This window comes from Sulfuricurvum sp. (assembly GCF_028710345.1).
GTDB lineage: Bacteria > Campylobacterota > Campylobacteria > Campylobacterales > Sulfurimonadaceae > Sulfuricurvum.
Genome location: NZ_JAQTUH010000024.1, coordinates 1 through 15,104 on the forward strand (window position 1 = coordinate 1; position 15,104 = coordinate 15,104).

22 protein-coding genes and 1 pseudogene are annotated in these 15,104 nt (G+C 39.2%); 14 read left to right on the top strand and 9 right to left on the bottom strand.

What is annotated here, in order from left to right:
* Positions 1–191: 191 nt before the first annotated feature.
* The 5 genes and pseudogenes from PHC76_RS14065 to PHC76_RS14085 form a co-directional block, all read right to left on the bottom strand.
* Positions 192–1,097 (bottom strand): nucleotidyl transferase AbiEii/AbiGii toxin family protein, encoded by a 906-nt coding sequence (locus PHC76_RS14065; RefSeq protein WP_300210577.1) that lies wholly within the window; start codon positions 1,095–1,097, stop codon positions 192–194.
* On the bottom strand, positions 1,090–1,734 hold the full coding sequence (locus PHC76_RS14070) for a hypothetical protein (RefSeq protein ID WP_300210578.1): 645 nt from the start codon (positions 1,732–1,734) through the stop codon (positions 1,090–1,092). The genes PHC76_RS14065 and PHC76_RS14070 overlap by 8 nt, the downstream gene beginning before the upstream one ends.
* Positions 1,735–1,836: 102 nt before the next feature.
* The gene (locus PHC76_RS14075; protein ID WP_300210580.1) at positions 1,837–3,018 is read right to left on the bottom strand and encodes a site-specific integrase; all 1,182 of its coding nucleotides are present in this window, start codon (positions 3,016–3,018) and stop codon (positions 1,837–1,839) included.
* A gap of 520 nt (positions 3,019–3,538) precedes the next feature.
* Positions 3,539–4,354, bottom strand: a pseudogene (locus tag PHC76_RS14080) (IS30 family transposase); the annotation flags it as partial.
* A gap of 27 nt (positions 4,355–4,381) precedes the next feature.
* Positions 4,382–4,513, bottom strand: coding sequence for a helix-turn-helix domain-containing protein (locus PHC76_RS14085; protein WP_299975110.1), 132 nt, complete (start codon positions 4,511–4,513; stop codon positions 4,382–4,384).
* 357 nt (positions 4,514–4,870) lie between these two features.
* Here PHC76_RS14085 and PHC76_RS14090 point away from each other — a divergent pair, with 357 nt between their 5' ends.
* From PHC76_RS14090 to PHC76_RS14115, 6 genes are all read left to right on the top strand, one after another.
* Positions 4,871–5,668: a class I SAM-dependent methyltransferase gene (locus tag PHC76_RS14090; RefSeq protein WP_299975113.1), complete on the top strand. Its 798-nt coding sequence runs from the start codon at positions 4,871–4,873 to the stop codon at positions 5,666–5,668.
* 162 nt (positions 5,669–5,830) lie between these two features.
* A complete protein-coding gene (locus tag PHC76_RS14095) occupies positions 5,831–6,328 on the top strand; it encodes a hypothetical protein (RefSeq protein WP_299975116.1) in 498 nt (165 codons plus the stop codon).
* The gene (locus PHC76_RS14100; RefSeq protein WP_299975119.1) at positions 6,312–7,076 is read left to right on the top strand and encodes a nucleotidyl transferase AbiEii/AbiGii toxin family protein; all 765 of its coding nucleotides are present in this window, start codon (positions 6,312–6,314) and stop codon (positions 7,074–7,076) included. Before PHC76_RS14095 ends, PHC76_RS14100 begins: the two co-directional genes overlap by 17 nt.
* Positions 7,077–7,433 (top strand): nuclear transport factor 2 family protein, encoded by a 357-nt coding sequence (locus PHC76_RS14105; protein ID WP_299975122.1) that lies wholly within the window; start codon positions 7,077–7,079, stop codon positions 7,431–7,433.
* Between the two features lie 44 nt (positions 7,434–7,477).
* Positions 7,478–7,912: a putative toxin-antitoxin system toxin component, PIN family gene (locus PHC76_RS14110; RefSeq protein WP_299975125.1), complete on the top strand. Its 435-nt coding sequence runs from the start codon at positions 7,478–7,480 to the stop codon at positions 7,910–7,912.
* A complete protein-coding gene (locus tag PHC76_RS14115; protein ID WP_299975128.1) occupies positions 7,909–8,136 on the top strand; it encodes a CopG family transcriptional regulator in 228 nt (75 codons plus the stop codon). Before PHC76_RS14110 ends, PHC76_RS14115 begins: the two co-directional genes overlap by 4 nt.
* A gap of 61 nt (positions 8,137–8,197) precedes the next feature.
* Here the strand turns inward: PHC76_RS14115 and PHC76_RS14120 are convergent, their stop codons facing one another.
* The 3 genes from PHC76_RS14120 to PHC76_RS14130 form a co-directional block, all read right to left on the bottom strand.
* A complete protein-coding gene (locus PHC76_RS14120; protein ID WP_299975131.1) occupies positions 8,198–8,491 on the bottom strand; it encodes a hypothetical protein in 294 nt (97 codons plus the stop codon).
* Positions 8,492–8,710: 219 nt separating this feature from the next.
* A complete protein-coding gene (locus tag PHC76_RS14125; RefSeq protein WP_300210581.1) occupies positions 8,711–9,067 on the bottom strand; it encodes a hypothetical protein in 357 nt (118 codons plus the stop codon).
* Positions 9,068–9,237: 170 nt separating this feature from the next.
* Positions 9,238–9,432 carry a hypothetical protein gene (locus PHC76_RS14130; RefSeq protein ID WP_299975134.1) on the bottom strand — a complete coding sequence of 65 codons (195 nt, stop codon included), beginning with the start codon at positions 9,430–9,432 and terminating at the stop codon, positions 9,238–9,240.
* A 210-nt stretch (positions 9,433–9,642) separates the two neighbouring features.
* Here PHC76_RS14130 and PHC76_RS14135 point away from each other — a divergent pair, with 210 nt between their 5' ends.
* From PHC76_RS14135 to ybaK, 4 genes are all read left to right on the top strand, one after another.
* Positions 9,643–10,392: an arylamine N-acetyltransferase gene (locus tag PHC76_RS14135; protein ID WP_299975136.1), complete on the top strand. Its 750-nt coding sequence runs from the start codon at positions 9,643–9,645 to the stop codon at positions 10,390–10,392.
* Entirely contained in the window at positions 10,389–10,874 is a 486-nt protein-coding gene (locus PHC76_RS14140) for a GNAT family N-acetyltransferase (protein WP_299975139.1), read from the top strand. Before PHC76_RS14135 ends, PHC76_RS14140 begins: the two co-directional genes overlap by 4 nt.
* Positions 10,871–11,296: a DUF3995 domain-containing protein gene (locus PHC76_RS14145; RefSeq protein WP_299975141.1), complete on the top strand. Its 426-nt coding sequence runs from the start codon at positions 10,871–10,873 to the stop codon at positions 11,294–11,296. Before PHC76_RS14140 ends, PHC76_RS14145 begins: the two co-directional genes overlap by 4 nt.
* A gap of 65 nt (positions 11,297–11,361) precedes the next feature.
* On the top strand, positions 11,362–11,829 hold the full coding sequence (ybaK, locus tag PHC76_RS14150; RefSeq protein ID WP_299975144.1) for a Cys-tRNA(Pro) deacylase: 468 nt from the start codon (positions 11,362–11,364) through the stop codon (positions 11,827–11,829).
* Between the two features lie 40 nt (positions 11,830–11,869).
* Here ybaK and PHC76_RS14155 read toward each other — a convergent pair whose 3' ends face one another.
* Positions 11,870–12,337, bottom strand: a complete 468-nt coding sequence (locus PHC76_RS14155; RefSeq protein ID WP_299975147.1) for a GNAT family N-acetyltransferase — start codon at positions 12,335–12,337, stop codon at positions 11,870–11,872.
* 356 nt (positions 12,338–12,693) lie between these two features.
* On the opposite strand from PHC76_RS14155, the gene PHC76_RS14160 reads away from it, so the two are divergent.
* The 4 genes from PHC76_RS14160 (at position 12,694) to PHC76_RS14175 (ending at position 14,887) form a co-directional block, all read left to right on the top strand.
* Positions 12,694–13,110 carry a YiiD C-terminal domain-containing protein gene (locus PHC76_RS14160; protein WP_299975344.1) on the top strand — a complete coding sequence of 139 codons (417 nt, stop codon included), beginning with the start codon at positions 12,694–12,696 and terminating at the stop codon, positions 13,108–13,110.
* A 1-nt stretch (position 13,111) separates the two neighbouring features.
* Entirely contained in the window at positions 13,112–13,624 is a 513-nt protein-coding gene (locus PHC76_RS14165; protein WP_299975347.1) for an N-acetyltransferase, read from the top strand.
* A 67-nt stretch (positions 13,625–13,691) separates the two neighbouring features.
* On the top strand, positions 13,692–14,042 hold the full coding sequence (locus PHC76_RS14170) for an MmcQ/YjbR family DNA-binding protein (RefSeq protein ID WP_299975350.1): 351 nt from the start codon (positions 13,692–13,694) through the stop codon (positions 14,040–14,042).
* Positions 14,043–14,212: 170 nt separating this feature from the next.
* Positions 14,213–14,887 carry a hypothetical protein gene (locus PHC76_RS14175; protein ID WP_299975353.1) on the top strand — a complete coding sequence of 225 codons (675 nt, stop codon included), beginning with the start codon at positions 14,213–14,215 and terminating at the stop codon, positions 14,885–14,887.
* Positions 14,888–15,104: the final 217 nt, after the last annotated feature.

Sequence of the window (15,104 nt, forward strand, 5' to 3'; positions counted from 1 at the left end):
TAAAGTATATTTTAAAGACTTAAGACTGTTTAGAAATGAAGAGGGTAAAAAGTTTATTTTTAAATATTTACATATTTTTGATTTGTTGCAACCAAAAAAAATGGTGGGTTCAATTAACGAACAAATCAATGACTAATTTTAACAAATTTTTTTTGATGTATTCAAAAATAGTTTTATAGGTCGAAAAGGTACTAAATATTGGTCTGATCAATACGCAACCGCTTAACAATTTCTAAAAAGAAATCTTTGCTCCACAAGTCGAGCTCAGATGCATTTTTAATAAATGGACGGATATCTTTCTTTGCTTGTTCGATATCCAAATGATCAATTCGCTCACGCATGAGATCAATTAATTTATCGTGATCAATGGTTTCAGTGAGAGAGATATTATTGCCCTCAAGCCATTTACAACTTTGATGTAGACGTGCATTAAGATGGTTGAGATCCAACGGAATATCGTTGGCAATATACCATACTAGGTCGTACCAGTCTCTCCCTTTCGGACGTGTTGCCCAAGCCCTACATAAAAGAGCGTGCATTTTACCGGCGAATAGTGAGGAGGGTGTCATTGACTTGATATTAAAAGGGCGTGGAATTAAGATCAGCTTCTCTTCCGTAGTAAAGTCTAATGGCGGCTCTGTATCTACTTCGAGTTTAATTTTTACAGCTTGATCTCGGTGAAACATTCCAATGACGGATTTAGGGGCATCGATACGGATAAGATGCTCAATGGTGTTGCCTTTGACAAATGCAGATTGCACGGCGGTATCGACACTTTTTGTCTTAATTTCAATGGTTGTTTCAAAACCAAAGGAGCGTAAGGTTTCAATCACAATCTTTTCATAATTACTCAAATCAAATTCTGGATTTGATTCCAATAGTGAAAAATCGAGGTCTTCTGAAAATCGTGGAAGCCCATGTAATATCCGTAGAGCCGTACCGCCATAAAAAGTAGCATGTTTGAAAAAGCCCCCTTCATAGAGTCCCAAGAGTACAATTTCTTGAAGGATTTCTCGGAGTGCATCGAAACTTCCACTCCCGGTTGATAGATCATATCGTTCCAGCATTTTCATGAGGGCAGGGTGGGTATTAGCCATTGAAGTTCCTTTTGGCAATTAATGTTGCTAATGTACGTAAGTTTTGAGAACGGTAGGCGATTGCGATGGATCGGATTAATTCACCGTCAAGCTTTTCAAGCCCATCAAGTCGAAGATCGTGTTCTAAATACGCACGCATCTCTTCTTGAGACATTCTTCCGATACCTCGGTCATAACGGATTTTATCGCATAGTGCTTTTTCCGGAGTGGCAATAAGCCGGCCTCCATCTTTTTCATTGTAATGCCAATCAATACCGATAGAATAAGCGTTGGTAGATATTTTACGATAGCTATAGCGTCCAAGAGGGGTAGAAAAAAGTTTGGGGTGTTTCATCGTTGCCGACGTAATCTCATCAACCCGTTCCGGTATCATCCCATAATAGGAGAGTGCATATTCGAATGAGATGTAAGAGGGTGTATACAAGAGATTGGCAACATTGATAGGATTTGGTTCATTTTGCCGATATTTTTGGCCTAGACAATAGATACCGCGTTTGATCCGTACCAATTCTTCATTTTTTACCATACGCATAATTTTTTCATTGATATTTTTGATATCACTTTTTAAAATTTCAACAAGCGTATCGTTGGTAAAAACAATAGTACTGAGAAGATTGCGTATTTCTAAAATGTTCATTTGAAAATTATAGCATATTCAGTTAATTTATTAATAGCTAATATGATTAAAGCATATTAACTATATTTAAAAACACTTAAAATATTTAAAGAATTTGTAATTTTATAATTTTAAATTTCTAACGGCATCACTTCCAGAATCAGGAGAAAGTTTTGCATAACGTAATGTGGTTTCTATGCTTTCATGATCCAGAAGCTTTTGAATCGTAAATATTGGAATTCCATTAATTGCTAGGTGTGATGCAAAAGTATGTCGAAGTGTATGAACGACAGTTCGATTTGCACTATCCTTTTCATCTAATCCTACATTAAACAACTCATCGAGAATCTTTTTAAGGGGTCTTTGTATGATTCTATCAGTAATCAAGTTGCCATCATTGCTAACTATATGATGATAAGGCTTCATTTTCGGTAATATTAATTTTAGTAGGTCGTACCATTCGTCACTAATAAATCCTCGGTACTTGTGTCCTCCATTTTTAGTATTTATCAAAGTAACAGTTCGATTTTCTAGGTCAATATGTGTTTTTTGTATAAGCAGTATGGTGCTTAGTCTTCCACCAGTTGATAATGAAGCTAAAACAAACATTTTTAGAATAGGATCATTTTTGACAGCATCCTTAAGTAAATTGATTTCTTCTCGACTAAGAAAACGCTCACGCTTTATGTCTCTTGACTGTATTTCTTTATTCGTCAAGTGATGTTTATCATCTGCTCTGAGAGCGGGAACAGGATTTTGGAATTTGTCTTTTTCCTTTTCAACTTGAGAATTCCAGTAGTTGTAAGCAGAACCAATGGCAATAATCATCATATCTACCGATTTGGGAGAAAGGGGTATGGGCTTGTTATTTTCATCTTTTCGTTTGGAAAGTTTTTGTACTTCTATACGAAATTTTTTTAGATGTTCTTTATTCATCGTATTTGCTGGTACGGTTCCAAGTATTGGACCAATATAGCGAGTATATCTACCTTTAAAGTCATTACGTAGTGCATCTACCATCGCTTTATTCTCTATATATTTCTCCCATACTTCAGAGAATTTCAGAGTTGTTGGCTTCTTACGAACTGCTATTGCAGGTGGCTCTTCTCCTAAACGTTGATTATGAAGAATTTCATCACGTTTTTGTTTGCAATATGCTTCACGAATACCAGCACTGTATAATCCGATTTTAATCCACTTTTTTTTACCGTCCAAATCTTTATAAGTTATAAAGTATGAACGATCATCATTTGCAAGTTCGTGGAAATACACACCTTCATTTCCTTTTGACTTTATACGCTTCATATTTCTACCCTATTTCTACCCTGATATTAAAAAACCTGAAAATATATGGTAATAAAATGATAGCATTAATTTTTATAAAAAGTGCCTTGCTATGGGCTTTTTAATAGAGTTTATAAGACTTGAAAACATTTTAAGAAATATGATGAAACATTATATTTAGAGTCCGCCCACTGGTACCACTTTTTTATTCAAAAAAATCCCCTAAAATACGACATTTGAAGCCTTTTAAAAAGAAGCAATGAACTTTTTGTTACAAATATTTCATCCATTGATCGAAAGCACCTTATCCGAATGAGTGAAGAGTTTAAAATTCAACAGTGTGATGAGATCATTGCTAAAATTATTGAGGTTAAGCATACGTTTCTTCCTGAACTTGCAACGCAGTATGGGGTTGGACGATGAGCCGAAGAGGTGATGGAATTGACTTCTAAAGTTGAGCAATCGTTGAAAATACATTGATAAGAATAGAGGTCCACTCGCATCATGTTGCGCCAATTCAAGTAGTAAGTGCAACACACAGTTAAGCTACAGAATAAGATTTCGTAATTGTATCAAAGAACACTTCTGAAGGTGTTTTATATCCCAATATTTTTCTTGGTCTATTGTTGAGCTTGTTTTGAACGTTAACGATTTGCTTATCCGTTATCTCTTGAAACTCTTTCTCTTTAGGGAAATATTCCCGTATCAATCCATTCGTATGTTCGTTAAGTCCCCGCTGCCATGATTGGTAAGGGTGTGCAAAGTAAAAGTCTGTACTGAGGACTCTGCTGATCTCTTGGTGGTAGGAAAACTCTTTACCGTTATCACTGGTAATAGTAAGCGTATATTCTTTGATTGGTTTGAGAAGATCAAGAATAGCTTGTTTAACTAGTTCGGCGTGTTTACTTGGGACTTTTTTCATCAGTGTGAATTTAGAACATCTATCAACAATAGTTACAATCCCTTGATGCTGATATCGTCCTATGATCGTATCCACTTCCCAATCACCAACTCTGCTTTTTTCTTCTACAATTAATGGTCTCTCATCGATAGATATACGGTTCTTGATTTGTCCACGACTACGATGTGAAGCTGTTCGTTTGGTGTATTTCTTGTTTTTGTGTCTGAGGTACAGATAGAGCTTGCCACCACTTTTTTGATTGGCATAGACATATTGGTAAATTGTCTCATGACTGATAGATTTTAATCCATCTAATACCATACGACCACTGATTTGCTCTGGACTCCATCCCTCTTGTATATACTTTTTGATATAGTTGATATGCTCTTTACCTAATCGGCGGTTCTTTGACTTATACTGATACCGCAATCGTGCACTTACGGCTGCACTCAGTGCGAAATACTCTCCACTATCAAGGGCATTTCACCTTAACTCCCTGCATATGGTCGAATAATGCACTCCAATGTTTAAAGCTATCGCTCTTTGGCTCAGTCCCTCTTTTTTTAAAGCCTCAATTTGATATCGTTGTGCCATGGTTAGCTGTTGGTAACTCATAAGTGTCCTATCTTTGGTCGGATAATTCACTTATTCTATCGCAGCTAACCTCTTCAATTATCCGCTATATCTGAATTTCTAAACTGTTGCACTTTAAATTTGAATTGGCGTTGTATTCCGCACATTTATCCGTTACAATTTCAACAATACATACAAAGGAGAGACCATGAAAAGTCATACTATGCCTATTTCACAACCCATTACGCCTAGCCGTATCGCGAGCTTCTCTCTCCTCCTGCTGAACCTGCTGTAATTTCCTTTTTTTCCGTTTCTTTTTTACATTTTTAGTTTTGCCGTATCGGGCGCAATGCGTCCCTATTTTGGCTTTTATCATTGTCACACATAAAGGATATACTTATGCACACGTATGAAAAAAATGCACCGTACAAATCGGATACATTGGATAAAAATAACAGTTGGAATGCGCAGGAATACAACAAACATGCGTCATTTGTCTCAAACTTGGCATTGCCCGTAGTTGACTTACTTGCTCCGATAGAGGGGGAGGAAATATTGGATTTGGGATGCGGTGAGGGGACATTGGCACTTGAAATCCAAAAGAGCGGTGCGAAAGTAACGGGAGTCGATTTGAGTCACGAGATGGTAAAAAATGCACGTGCCAAAGGGATTGATTCTATGGTCATGAGCGCAACGGAGTTGGAGTTTAAAAATCGATTTGATGCGGTCTTTTCCAATGCGGTGCTTCATTGGGTAAAAGAGAGTGAAACCGTTGTTAAAAACATCCATGATGCCTTGAAACCCTATGGAAGATTTGTTGCAGAGTTTGGAGGGGCAGGTAATTGTAAAACAGCGGTCGATGCGATGAAAGAGGTGTTTAAAAATCACCCTGAATTTGGAGCGTTTGAAGACCCGTGGTACTTTCCAAGTATAGAAGAGTATCGTACCCTCTTGGAGTCGTGCGGGTTTAGAGTCGAATACATCGAATTAATCCCTCGACCGACCTCAGTTGATGATATCACCAACTGGCTTGATCTTTTTGCCAATGGGGTAACGGCGCATTTGAGTCGTGAAGAGTTTAGTATGTTTAAAGAAGAGGTTAGCAGGATTACGAAACCGAAGTTGTACGATGACAACGATGGTTGGTATGTTGACTATATCCGTTTGAGAGTTAGAGCGGTGAGGGGGAAAATATAAATTTTGCATAGTTTGAAACAATTTATGGATATATTTTTAATTTTAAAACTCTTTAAATCCCTAGAAATAGGGATTATTTAAAATATAAATTTAATATAAAATGCATAAAATTTGTGTTTATTACATATTGACACTTTGAAACAATATAAGTATAATTTGTATATGAAAAATATCAATAAAAGCACTTGTTTATCGGATACAAACACTATCTTAAATAAAATTAAAAAGCTTGAAGTTGATACTGTCTATCCAATTGCACAAGTTGCTCAAAAAAATGATAGTAGTAGAGTTTATCTTTCACGCTTGGCGGATAAGGGTGAAATACTCAAAGTTAAAAGAGGATTCTTTTATAAACCTACTAACAAAACCTTATACAAAGAGTCTAATAGGTCGATTGCTTTAGATAAATCACTATTTGTTAATGATCTGTTTTGGAGTGTCAAAGACGGATTTGAGATCAATGCCGTTGATTTGATTAGGGCGTATTTGATCGACTATAGTGAAGAAGATTTGATGGGGTTATATACCCTTTTCGGATACAAACGACTCGTAAGAGAAAGTTTGAAAATCTATAAAAAACGAGATAACGAAGCGTATCAAAAAATACGGACGATTTTAGAGCGATTTGAAGCGTGGAGATTGCATGACAAACGAGATTAAAGAGCTTATCGAAACCATAAAAACTCATCCGATCTTTGATCAACACCCTTTTTTCTTTGTCGGTGGAACGGCCTTGTCCTCCTATCTAAACCATAGAGTCTCTTATGACATCGACATCGCCTCTACGTGCAAACTTCCCGTATCGCAGATAAAAACATTTGCTTTTAACCTAGGTGCGAGAACTATTGTGGATAAAAATGCCTCAGCCTTTAGGATCAATACGGGAGAGGATATAGAAAACTATCACCTCAAATTTATGGTTAATGGTATAAAACTGGAATTTTCCTATTTTCGAGCTCCTATTCAGAGTGCTATTTTAGAAAATGCCGGCTCAAACCCTTATGATGAAAGTTCCACCCTTAAGATACTCGATTTGAAAGATATTATCGCCCTTAAAATATTTGCCCTTTTTAACCGAAAAAAAACCAGAGATTTATTCGATGCTTCTATCATTTTGGAAAAGAACTTGTTGGAGATTGGGGAATTAGAGAGAATCTATTCGTATATGCGAGATGAAAATAGCTCTATTCGAGACTATATTGCTAACTTTAAAGCGGCGGATGATGACGGTGATAACTCGCTGGATTTTTTAGCGGAGCACCAATGCTATAAAACATTTGCCAAAAAGTCTCAAAATGAGCGTTTTATCCAAGCAAAAGAGATGTTTTTAACTCAATACGATCTAAAACAAAAAGGGGCTCTTGCCTCTATCAAAAAAGTGGCAGTTAGAAAGAAGAGGGGAAAATAAATGATTGATACAGCATTTGCAGAGCGTTTCGCCCATGAGTGGGTCGAGGCGTGGAACAGCCACGATCTGGAAGCGGTTTTATCGCATTACAGTGATGATTTCGAGATGCGTTCGCCGTTTATCATCGCGTATAGCCCTGAATCGGGCGGGATGCTGAGAGGCAAAGAGGCGGTAGGTGCTTATTGGGCGGCGGCATTGGAGAAATTTAGTGATCTGCACTTCGTACTGGATAGTGTATTTGTCGGGGCGGATTCGATTGCCCTCACATATACGTCGGTGTTGGATAAAAAGGCGGTAGAAGTTTTCTTTTTCGATGAGAATGGTAAGGTAGTGAAAGCGGCGGCGCATTATGGTTAAAAATTTCCATTTGACATTAATTTAATATCATATATAATATCACTATGAAAATCGTTTTGGATACCAATGTAATCATAGCCGCACTGATGAGTCGAAACGGTATATCGAATGCAGTGCTCATAAAGCTCTTTGAGACGGATGAAAAAATCAATGTCGTTTCTAATCCTCTGGTTTTGGAGATGGAAGCGGTATTGAAACGCGATGAAAATCGAGTGCGTTGCGGTGGTTTGGAAGATGAGGCAATTGAAACGTTTATTGACGATTTGTGTCTAATATCGCATCATCAGAAAATCAATTTCTTGTGGCGGCCGTTTTTACATGATCCGCAAGACGACATGGTATTGGAGACGGCATTTAATGCCACAGCGGAGATTATCGTGACCTATAATCTCAAAGATTTCAAGGGTGTCGAAAAATATTTCGGCATTCGGGTAATGACCCCCAAAGAATTTTATCCCTTATTAGGAGGTGGACAATGAATTTCGCACTACGGATTCCCGATTATTACCGGCAAGAGATCGAAGCCCTAAAGGGCGATGTATCGATTAATCAGTTTATTGTTTCGGCACTGAGTGAAAAGATCGCTTCATTGCGGACGGAAGAATTTTTGCAAGAGCGTGCAAATCGCGGTTCACGTTCTCATGCACTTTCAATGCTCAAAAATGCCCCTGATGTGAAGCCCATAGAGGGAGATGCGATTTAAAAGGTTATAGGTATCACCTGACCCCTTTTACTGGAAAGTGGGAACGAGCAACACTGATTTGTTATATGGTTACTCCGCAATATTTAGCCAAATTATCAATGCTATGAGAAATATTTGGAAAAGTGCCTTCTACATATTGTTGGTTTAAAATCTTTCTTATTTCTGAAATATTATCTTCTATTTGAGCTATTTGTACTGATCTTACTTGACGCATCTTATGAGCGTAGACTAAAATCAATGTTAGTATTCTTGATGCCTCATCAATTTCACTATCATCATACTCATTTCTTGAATGATTCTTTGCAATAGTGTGAAGCCTATCTAGAGAACTTCTTAATTCTTGATCCGTGTCCATTTCCCTCACCTTTTGATATTCATATAACGTTTAAAATTTCTCGCTCCAACTCTTCTGAGTTGGAGCGTTTGGTTTAATGCATGTATGCATTCCCACTCAGGAGAGTGGGAACGAGGGAAACCTACTTTCCGTTATTGTGTGAAATCCTTTAGGGCGTGATACGGTATTTAGCCCTTAACATTTACGCCTGTCCCGTATGTTGTATGTTGATGTTGGGCATTAATACACACAGGTTGAAACACCACCATGGTTGTAATGTTCCTGGAAGCAATAATCACTCACGCGACTATAACATTCCCCACCCACTACTTTTTTTTCCCAATTATAGACCGGTACACAGCCACCTTGGCATTCATTATCACTCTCACATGATTTTCCACTATCGGTAGTTTCGTAATTTAAACATCGAAACGGCCCAAAATCGACAACAACACCCTGAGAAGCCTGTATCCAATCACCGTTTCGTTTAGCACATTCTTCTGCGGTTTCGGGAACAGCAGGTTTTTCAGGAACCTCATTTGCGCATCCTGCAAGGAGCGTTATACTCGTTAAGAGTCTTACTAGGTTTTTCCTCACCATTACGCTATCCTATTATTTCTTCATATTTTTCTCACTCCAACTCTCCTGAGTGGGAGTGTCTATACGGGATACATTCCCACTTGGAAAGTGGGAACGAGCAAACGCCTGTCCTGTATGTTCGTATGTTTGGAAAGTGGGAACGAGGAGAAATTACCTTTTTACTTATGCTACTTAAACAAATTCTTCATTGACTTCTCAAGATCGTCTAGAGCCTTTTGTGCTTTTCGTCCATCATCACCTGAAAATGTGATTTCAGCTTTACAATTAGGACAAATCTTCTTGCGTCCCGGAACCATCTCTTTTGCTTTTATACTAATTTTTCTTTTGCACCCCGGACATTCAATGTTAACATCTAAATCCATAATGAAACTCCTTCTTTATTTTTTGAAGCAAACTATTTATTCATACCTAAAATATACCATTATCTTTGATAAATCAACCAAAATCTTACAAATTGACATATTTTTAAATATTTTACATCGTTTTTCTTTAAATGATTTCCGCAAACGCTTTAACAGCAGACAAAGCGAAAAAAGAGCAAAATTCCACAATCATTAGCTATAGGAATCTCGATGAAAGCCGAAAATTTTAAACTCACCGACTACCTCTCCCGTATCGGGTATGAAAGGGAAGTGCGTCCCGATGTCGCAACACTCACTCAGCTCGTACAAAAGCAACTGCGAAGCATCCCGTTTGAAAATACTGAGGTTCAGGCGGGGAGAATCCCCTCTATGGTTCCCGAAGATATTGTGAACAAAGTGTTGGGACGAGGGCGCGGAGGGTACTGCTACGAAATCAATGGTGTGTTTGCGATGGCACTCACCGCAATAGGGTTCGAATGGTATTTCGCGGGGGCGCGTCCGATGTTTTATCCGATGAGAAGACCTAAAACGCACATGGTAGTGATCGTTCGTGTTGAGGGGCGCGATTATCTGTGCGATACGGGATTCGGTGGATATGCACTGCGCGCGCCGATAGAGATCGTGGAGGGTGAAGCGGTTCAGGACGGCGATCGTTTCCGCATGGAGTATCTCGATGGTGAATACGTTGTGAGTTCTCTCGTGCAGGATGAGTGGCAACGTCAATACGGCTTTGCCTTACAACCGCAGGAGTGGATTGAGTTTAGCCTCGCGAACTATTTTAACGCCACCCATCCCGATACGATTTTTACCCAAAAGAAACTCGCGATTATGCAAACACCAAAGGGGCGTAAGATTCTCGTGGATAATGAACTCAAACTCATCGAAGAGGGGAAACTGGAGTTGTTAAAAGTAGATTATGAGAGTGCGTTAAGAGAGTATTACGGGTTGGAGTTGATATGAATCATACTTTAATACACCGTGCAACAAAAGATCAATCGGATACTATATCCATCTTAGTCGGTGAACTTTTACAAGAGATTATGGATCGTATCGGTATCGACGTGTTTCATTTTGATCTTGAAGAGACGAAAGAGCGTTTAGCAGAGTTTATCGAACATGAAAAGAATTTTGTATTCGTTGCATTCGATCAGAACACCGATGAGATGATCGGTTTCGTTACGGTTTATGAAGGATTTGCCCTTTATGTAGAGGGGGCTTTCGGAACGATGGCGGAGTTGTATGTTCGTCCATCGTATCGATCACAAAGTATCGGTAAAATGTTGATCCAAGCAGTCAAAGATTTTGGCGATGAGAGAGGCTGGAAACGTCTCGAAGTTACCACACCACCACTGCCACAGTTTGATGCGACTTTATCGTTTTACGAACGTGAAGGGTTTGAGATAAGCGGTGGGCGAAAATTAAAGGTAGTAGTGAAGAAATGATGAGTGTTGTAACCATTCTTGCTATTGTCGCGTTGAGCTTGATTGGATTGCTCCATTTTTATTGGGCATTGGGTGGTAAATTCGCAGCTCTACAAGCGATACCGACAGAAAATGGCAAGCCATTGATAAATCCGGGGAAAATAGCTGCTGTTATGGTAGGATTGGCATTATTTGGATTTGCTTTTGTTGCCTATATCCTCTGTTTTTATGATTTGTCATCGTCACCTTTTCGGGATTATTTTATCATTAGCGGATGGATTTTATCGGGGATATTTACCCTCCGAGGTATTGGTGAGTTTAATGCAGTCGGTTTGTTTAAAAAAATAGAGTCATCTGAATTCGCCTATTATGACACCCGTTTTTATACTCCGTTTGCGTTATTTATGGGAATGGTATTCGCTGCTTTGACGTATCAAGTATAAGGAAATGAATGATATATTTAGGTGTATATTTGGAAGAAAATATAGTTTAGTAAAAAAGAAATTCTATGACCCCCGCCGTAAATATCGCTAAAAAGGCAAAAATACCCTACACCCTTCACTCCTATACCCATGATCCCGCATCCGCTTCGTATGGAGAGGAGGCATCGGAGAAATTAGGTATTGCATCGGATAGGGTGTTTAAAACACTGGTCGCACAAATCGACTCACGTGAACTCGTCGTCGCAGTCATCCCCGTCTCTTCCATGCTCTCAATGAAACAGATCGCTAAAGCAGCAGGGGGTAAAAAAGCGGAAATGGCAAAGGGTACGGATGTGGAACGTTCCAGCGGTTATATCCTCGGCGGAGTGAGTCCATTGGGACAGAAAAAGAGACTTAGGACGTTTATCGACGCATCGGCTCAGGATTTCCCGACGATCTATGTGAGTGCAGGGCGTAGAGGGTTGGAGATAGAATTAGCGCCGAATGATTTAAAAATGGTCTGTTCGGCTGAGTTTTATGATTTGAGGGGATGAATTCAGCTTTCTACCCACGCATCCAATAGAGAGAATAATGTTAGAGTTGAATTCGTAACGGAATCATAGAGGACTTTTCAAACCCCATTCTTTCGTAAAAGCGATGAGCCGCGATATTGTCTCCATCGGTGAGGAGGGTGAGTCTTTGAACCCCTTTTTCTTTGCTGATCGTGAGAACATATTCGAGTAAAGATGAGCCGATATCCTCTCCTCGGTGATTCTCATCGATAACCATATCTTCGAGAATAGCGACTCTTCCTCCCAATGCCGTCGAAACGGTATAGAGCAGATTTACCATCCCTACAATCTCGCCTTCTTTGGATGCAACGTATATCTCACCGATAGTTGAATCGTCGATGATTGTTATCAACGCCTTCGTTTGATTTGCACTATCAGGTGTAAACTCCGCTTCTTGTGAGAAGAGCTGATTTAATAGGCGACAAAGGCTTGGGATATCCTCGCTGGTTGCCGTTCGGTACGTAATGGAAATCTTTTTTTGCTCTTGCATCAATCGCCTTTAATAAGTTGCATAATTATAGACTCTAAAACCCTTCAAAAGAGTTTTAGCTCTGTTTTAATCCCTTTATTTTGTAAAAGTTTAGCGGTTACGAATATCGGTCGATGAGTGTGGATGAATTGGAATTTTTGAGGGAATGAAAATGTCCTTGATGTGAAGCCTATAGAGGGAGGAGGGGTTTAAAACAAGTGAGTAGTTATAGGTATCACCTGACACTGTTTTTCTTAAAAATAATTTCTGCATCCTGCTTCTTCGGCATATGAACATAGAGGGGCAAAATTTACCGAAAGAGCGGTACGATACTCTTATTAAAAACATAGATGAGACTATTGCTAGGAGAGAATTTCATGGATATAGTAAAAATCCCCTTTGTTGAAAAAGTGGGGATAGAACAAGACGAAAAAGGTTTAAAACTCACCTTTCGCTCAGACAACCTAAACCATATCGCTACCGTACACGCAAGCGCACAATTCACTCTAGCAGAAACAGCAAGCGGTGAGGCGTTGCAGAGACTTTTTCCCGATTTGGTCGGCAAGGTTATCCCAGTATTGCGCGATTCACAAATCAAATTCAAAAAACCGACTACAGATACCATCTATGCGATAGCTATTGTGAGCGATGAAGAGATAGAGACATTTAAAACGGGATTGGATAAAAAAGGGCGTGCGATGATCGGTGTAGATGTTGAGCTAAGAGATGAGAGTGAAGTTGTGGTGTGTATCGGAAGATTTACGTGGTTTGTGCAAATGATGGATGGAGAATAAGATGATTATTCAAAACAGTACCATCAATGACATCGACGAGATTTTTAGACTCTACAAAATAGCGACTGATTTCCAAAAGTCCAAGTTTTTCGTCCATTGGCCAGAGTTTAAACGGGAGCTGATCGAGACGGAGATAGGTGAGAGCCGACAATGGAAGATGATGATTGATGGACGTATAGCGTGTATCTGGGCGACGACGTTTAATGACCCGCAGATATGGGGAGAACGTGACCGCGATCCCGCACTCTATATCCACCGTATCGCAACCAATCCTGATTTTAGAGGCAATAATTTCGTAGCCCGAATCGTCGAGTGGGCTGAACAATATGCGCGAGAAAATGATAAAAGCTACATTCGGATGGATACCATCGGCGAAAATAGAGGACTGATAGAACATTATAAAAAATGTGGGTTCGAATATCTAGGGTATCACAAACTGGATTCTATCGAAGGATTACCTGAGCATTACGCTCTGGCGGATGCGTGTTTGTTTGAGAGGAAGATTGTGAAGTAGATTCTTCGGTAGTAAATTTTGCATTGAAAATTCTTAGCTATAATGGAGAGAAAAATAGAGTAATAGCATGATAACTTTCAAAGAAACCGATACCTATCTCCTCTCGAAAAAAGGTTCAACATTTGATTATCCGTTTGATCAAGAAGTTCGGGTATATCGTGTGGCGGGGAAAATATTTGCTCTGATGGTGGATAAAGAGCCGTTATCGATCAATCTCAAATGCAATCCGATGTATGCGTTAGAATTGCGTTCAATCTACTCATCCGTGATTCCCGGGTATCACATGAACAAAAAGCACTGGAACACGGTGATGATAGAAGGGGATGTGGATGACAAACTATTGAAAGAATTAATCGATCACTCGTATACTCTAATCGTCGAGAGTTTGACCAAGAAACAACGAGAAGCTATTTTGTAAATCAAATTTTCGCTACACTTTCACAACTATACAAAGGAGAGCAGATGACATATTATCGCACTATCGACAATACCCCTCTTGTCCGAGTCGCTCTCTTTTGGCTTCTGCCATAACACTTTCTTTTTAACCTAACCCCATAACATTTATTACTACACACCATAAGGATACCTATGTCGTTACAATTAGACGATTTCCTCATTACGGGTCGTACTTTTGAGGAGTATATGGCATTTTTCGATTTAGATGCCGCATTGATAAAAAACATGAGAGTTTTGGACTGCCCAAGCGGGGCGAGTTCATTTATAGCCGAAGCAAAGAGCAGAGGAATAGCGGCGTCAGGGTGCGATATTTTGTACTGTTATGATCGCGATGCGTTGCGTGCGCAAGGGGAAAAAAGTATAGAAAAAATCTATGCTGATACGAGTTGGATGGCGGATAATAATTTTGACTTTTATCACTCTATAGAGAGACATCAAGAGCATCGAGTAGGGGCATTAGAAGCATTTTGTGCCGATTATAATACCAAAGATTATTGGTTTGCGGAACTTCCGAAATTGCCGTATGCTGATAATAGCTTTGATTTGGTACTGAGTTCGCATCTATTGTTTGTCTATGATGATAGATTGGACTTGGCGTTTCATGAAGCCTCAATCACTGAGATGTTGCGGATAGGAAATGAGGTGCGTATTTTCCCACTGGTCGATTATAAAAACTCCCGTGTGGATGAACCCGATAATCTCAGCCCCTTTGCTTATCAGATTGCTGAAAAATTCGGTGGTGAGATTGTCAAAGTCGGATTTGAGTTTCAAAAGAATGGAGGGTATATGTTGAGGATAAAACGGTAAAGGTTATGGGTGTCACCTGACACATCAAATTTGCCAACTCTCCTGAGTTGGAGCACTTTATTGAATCTGCATTCCCACTCAGAGAGTGGGAACGAGGTAAATTTGAAATTTGAATGATGGGTTGGGTTAGGCAAAATTAAAACTGCAAGTCTTTGATAAGATCAATTTGCTTATCAGTTATTTCTAAAAGACAAAATACATAACCTGCTATTCCACC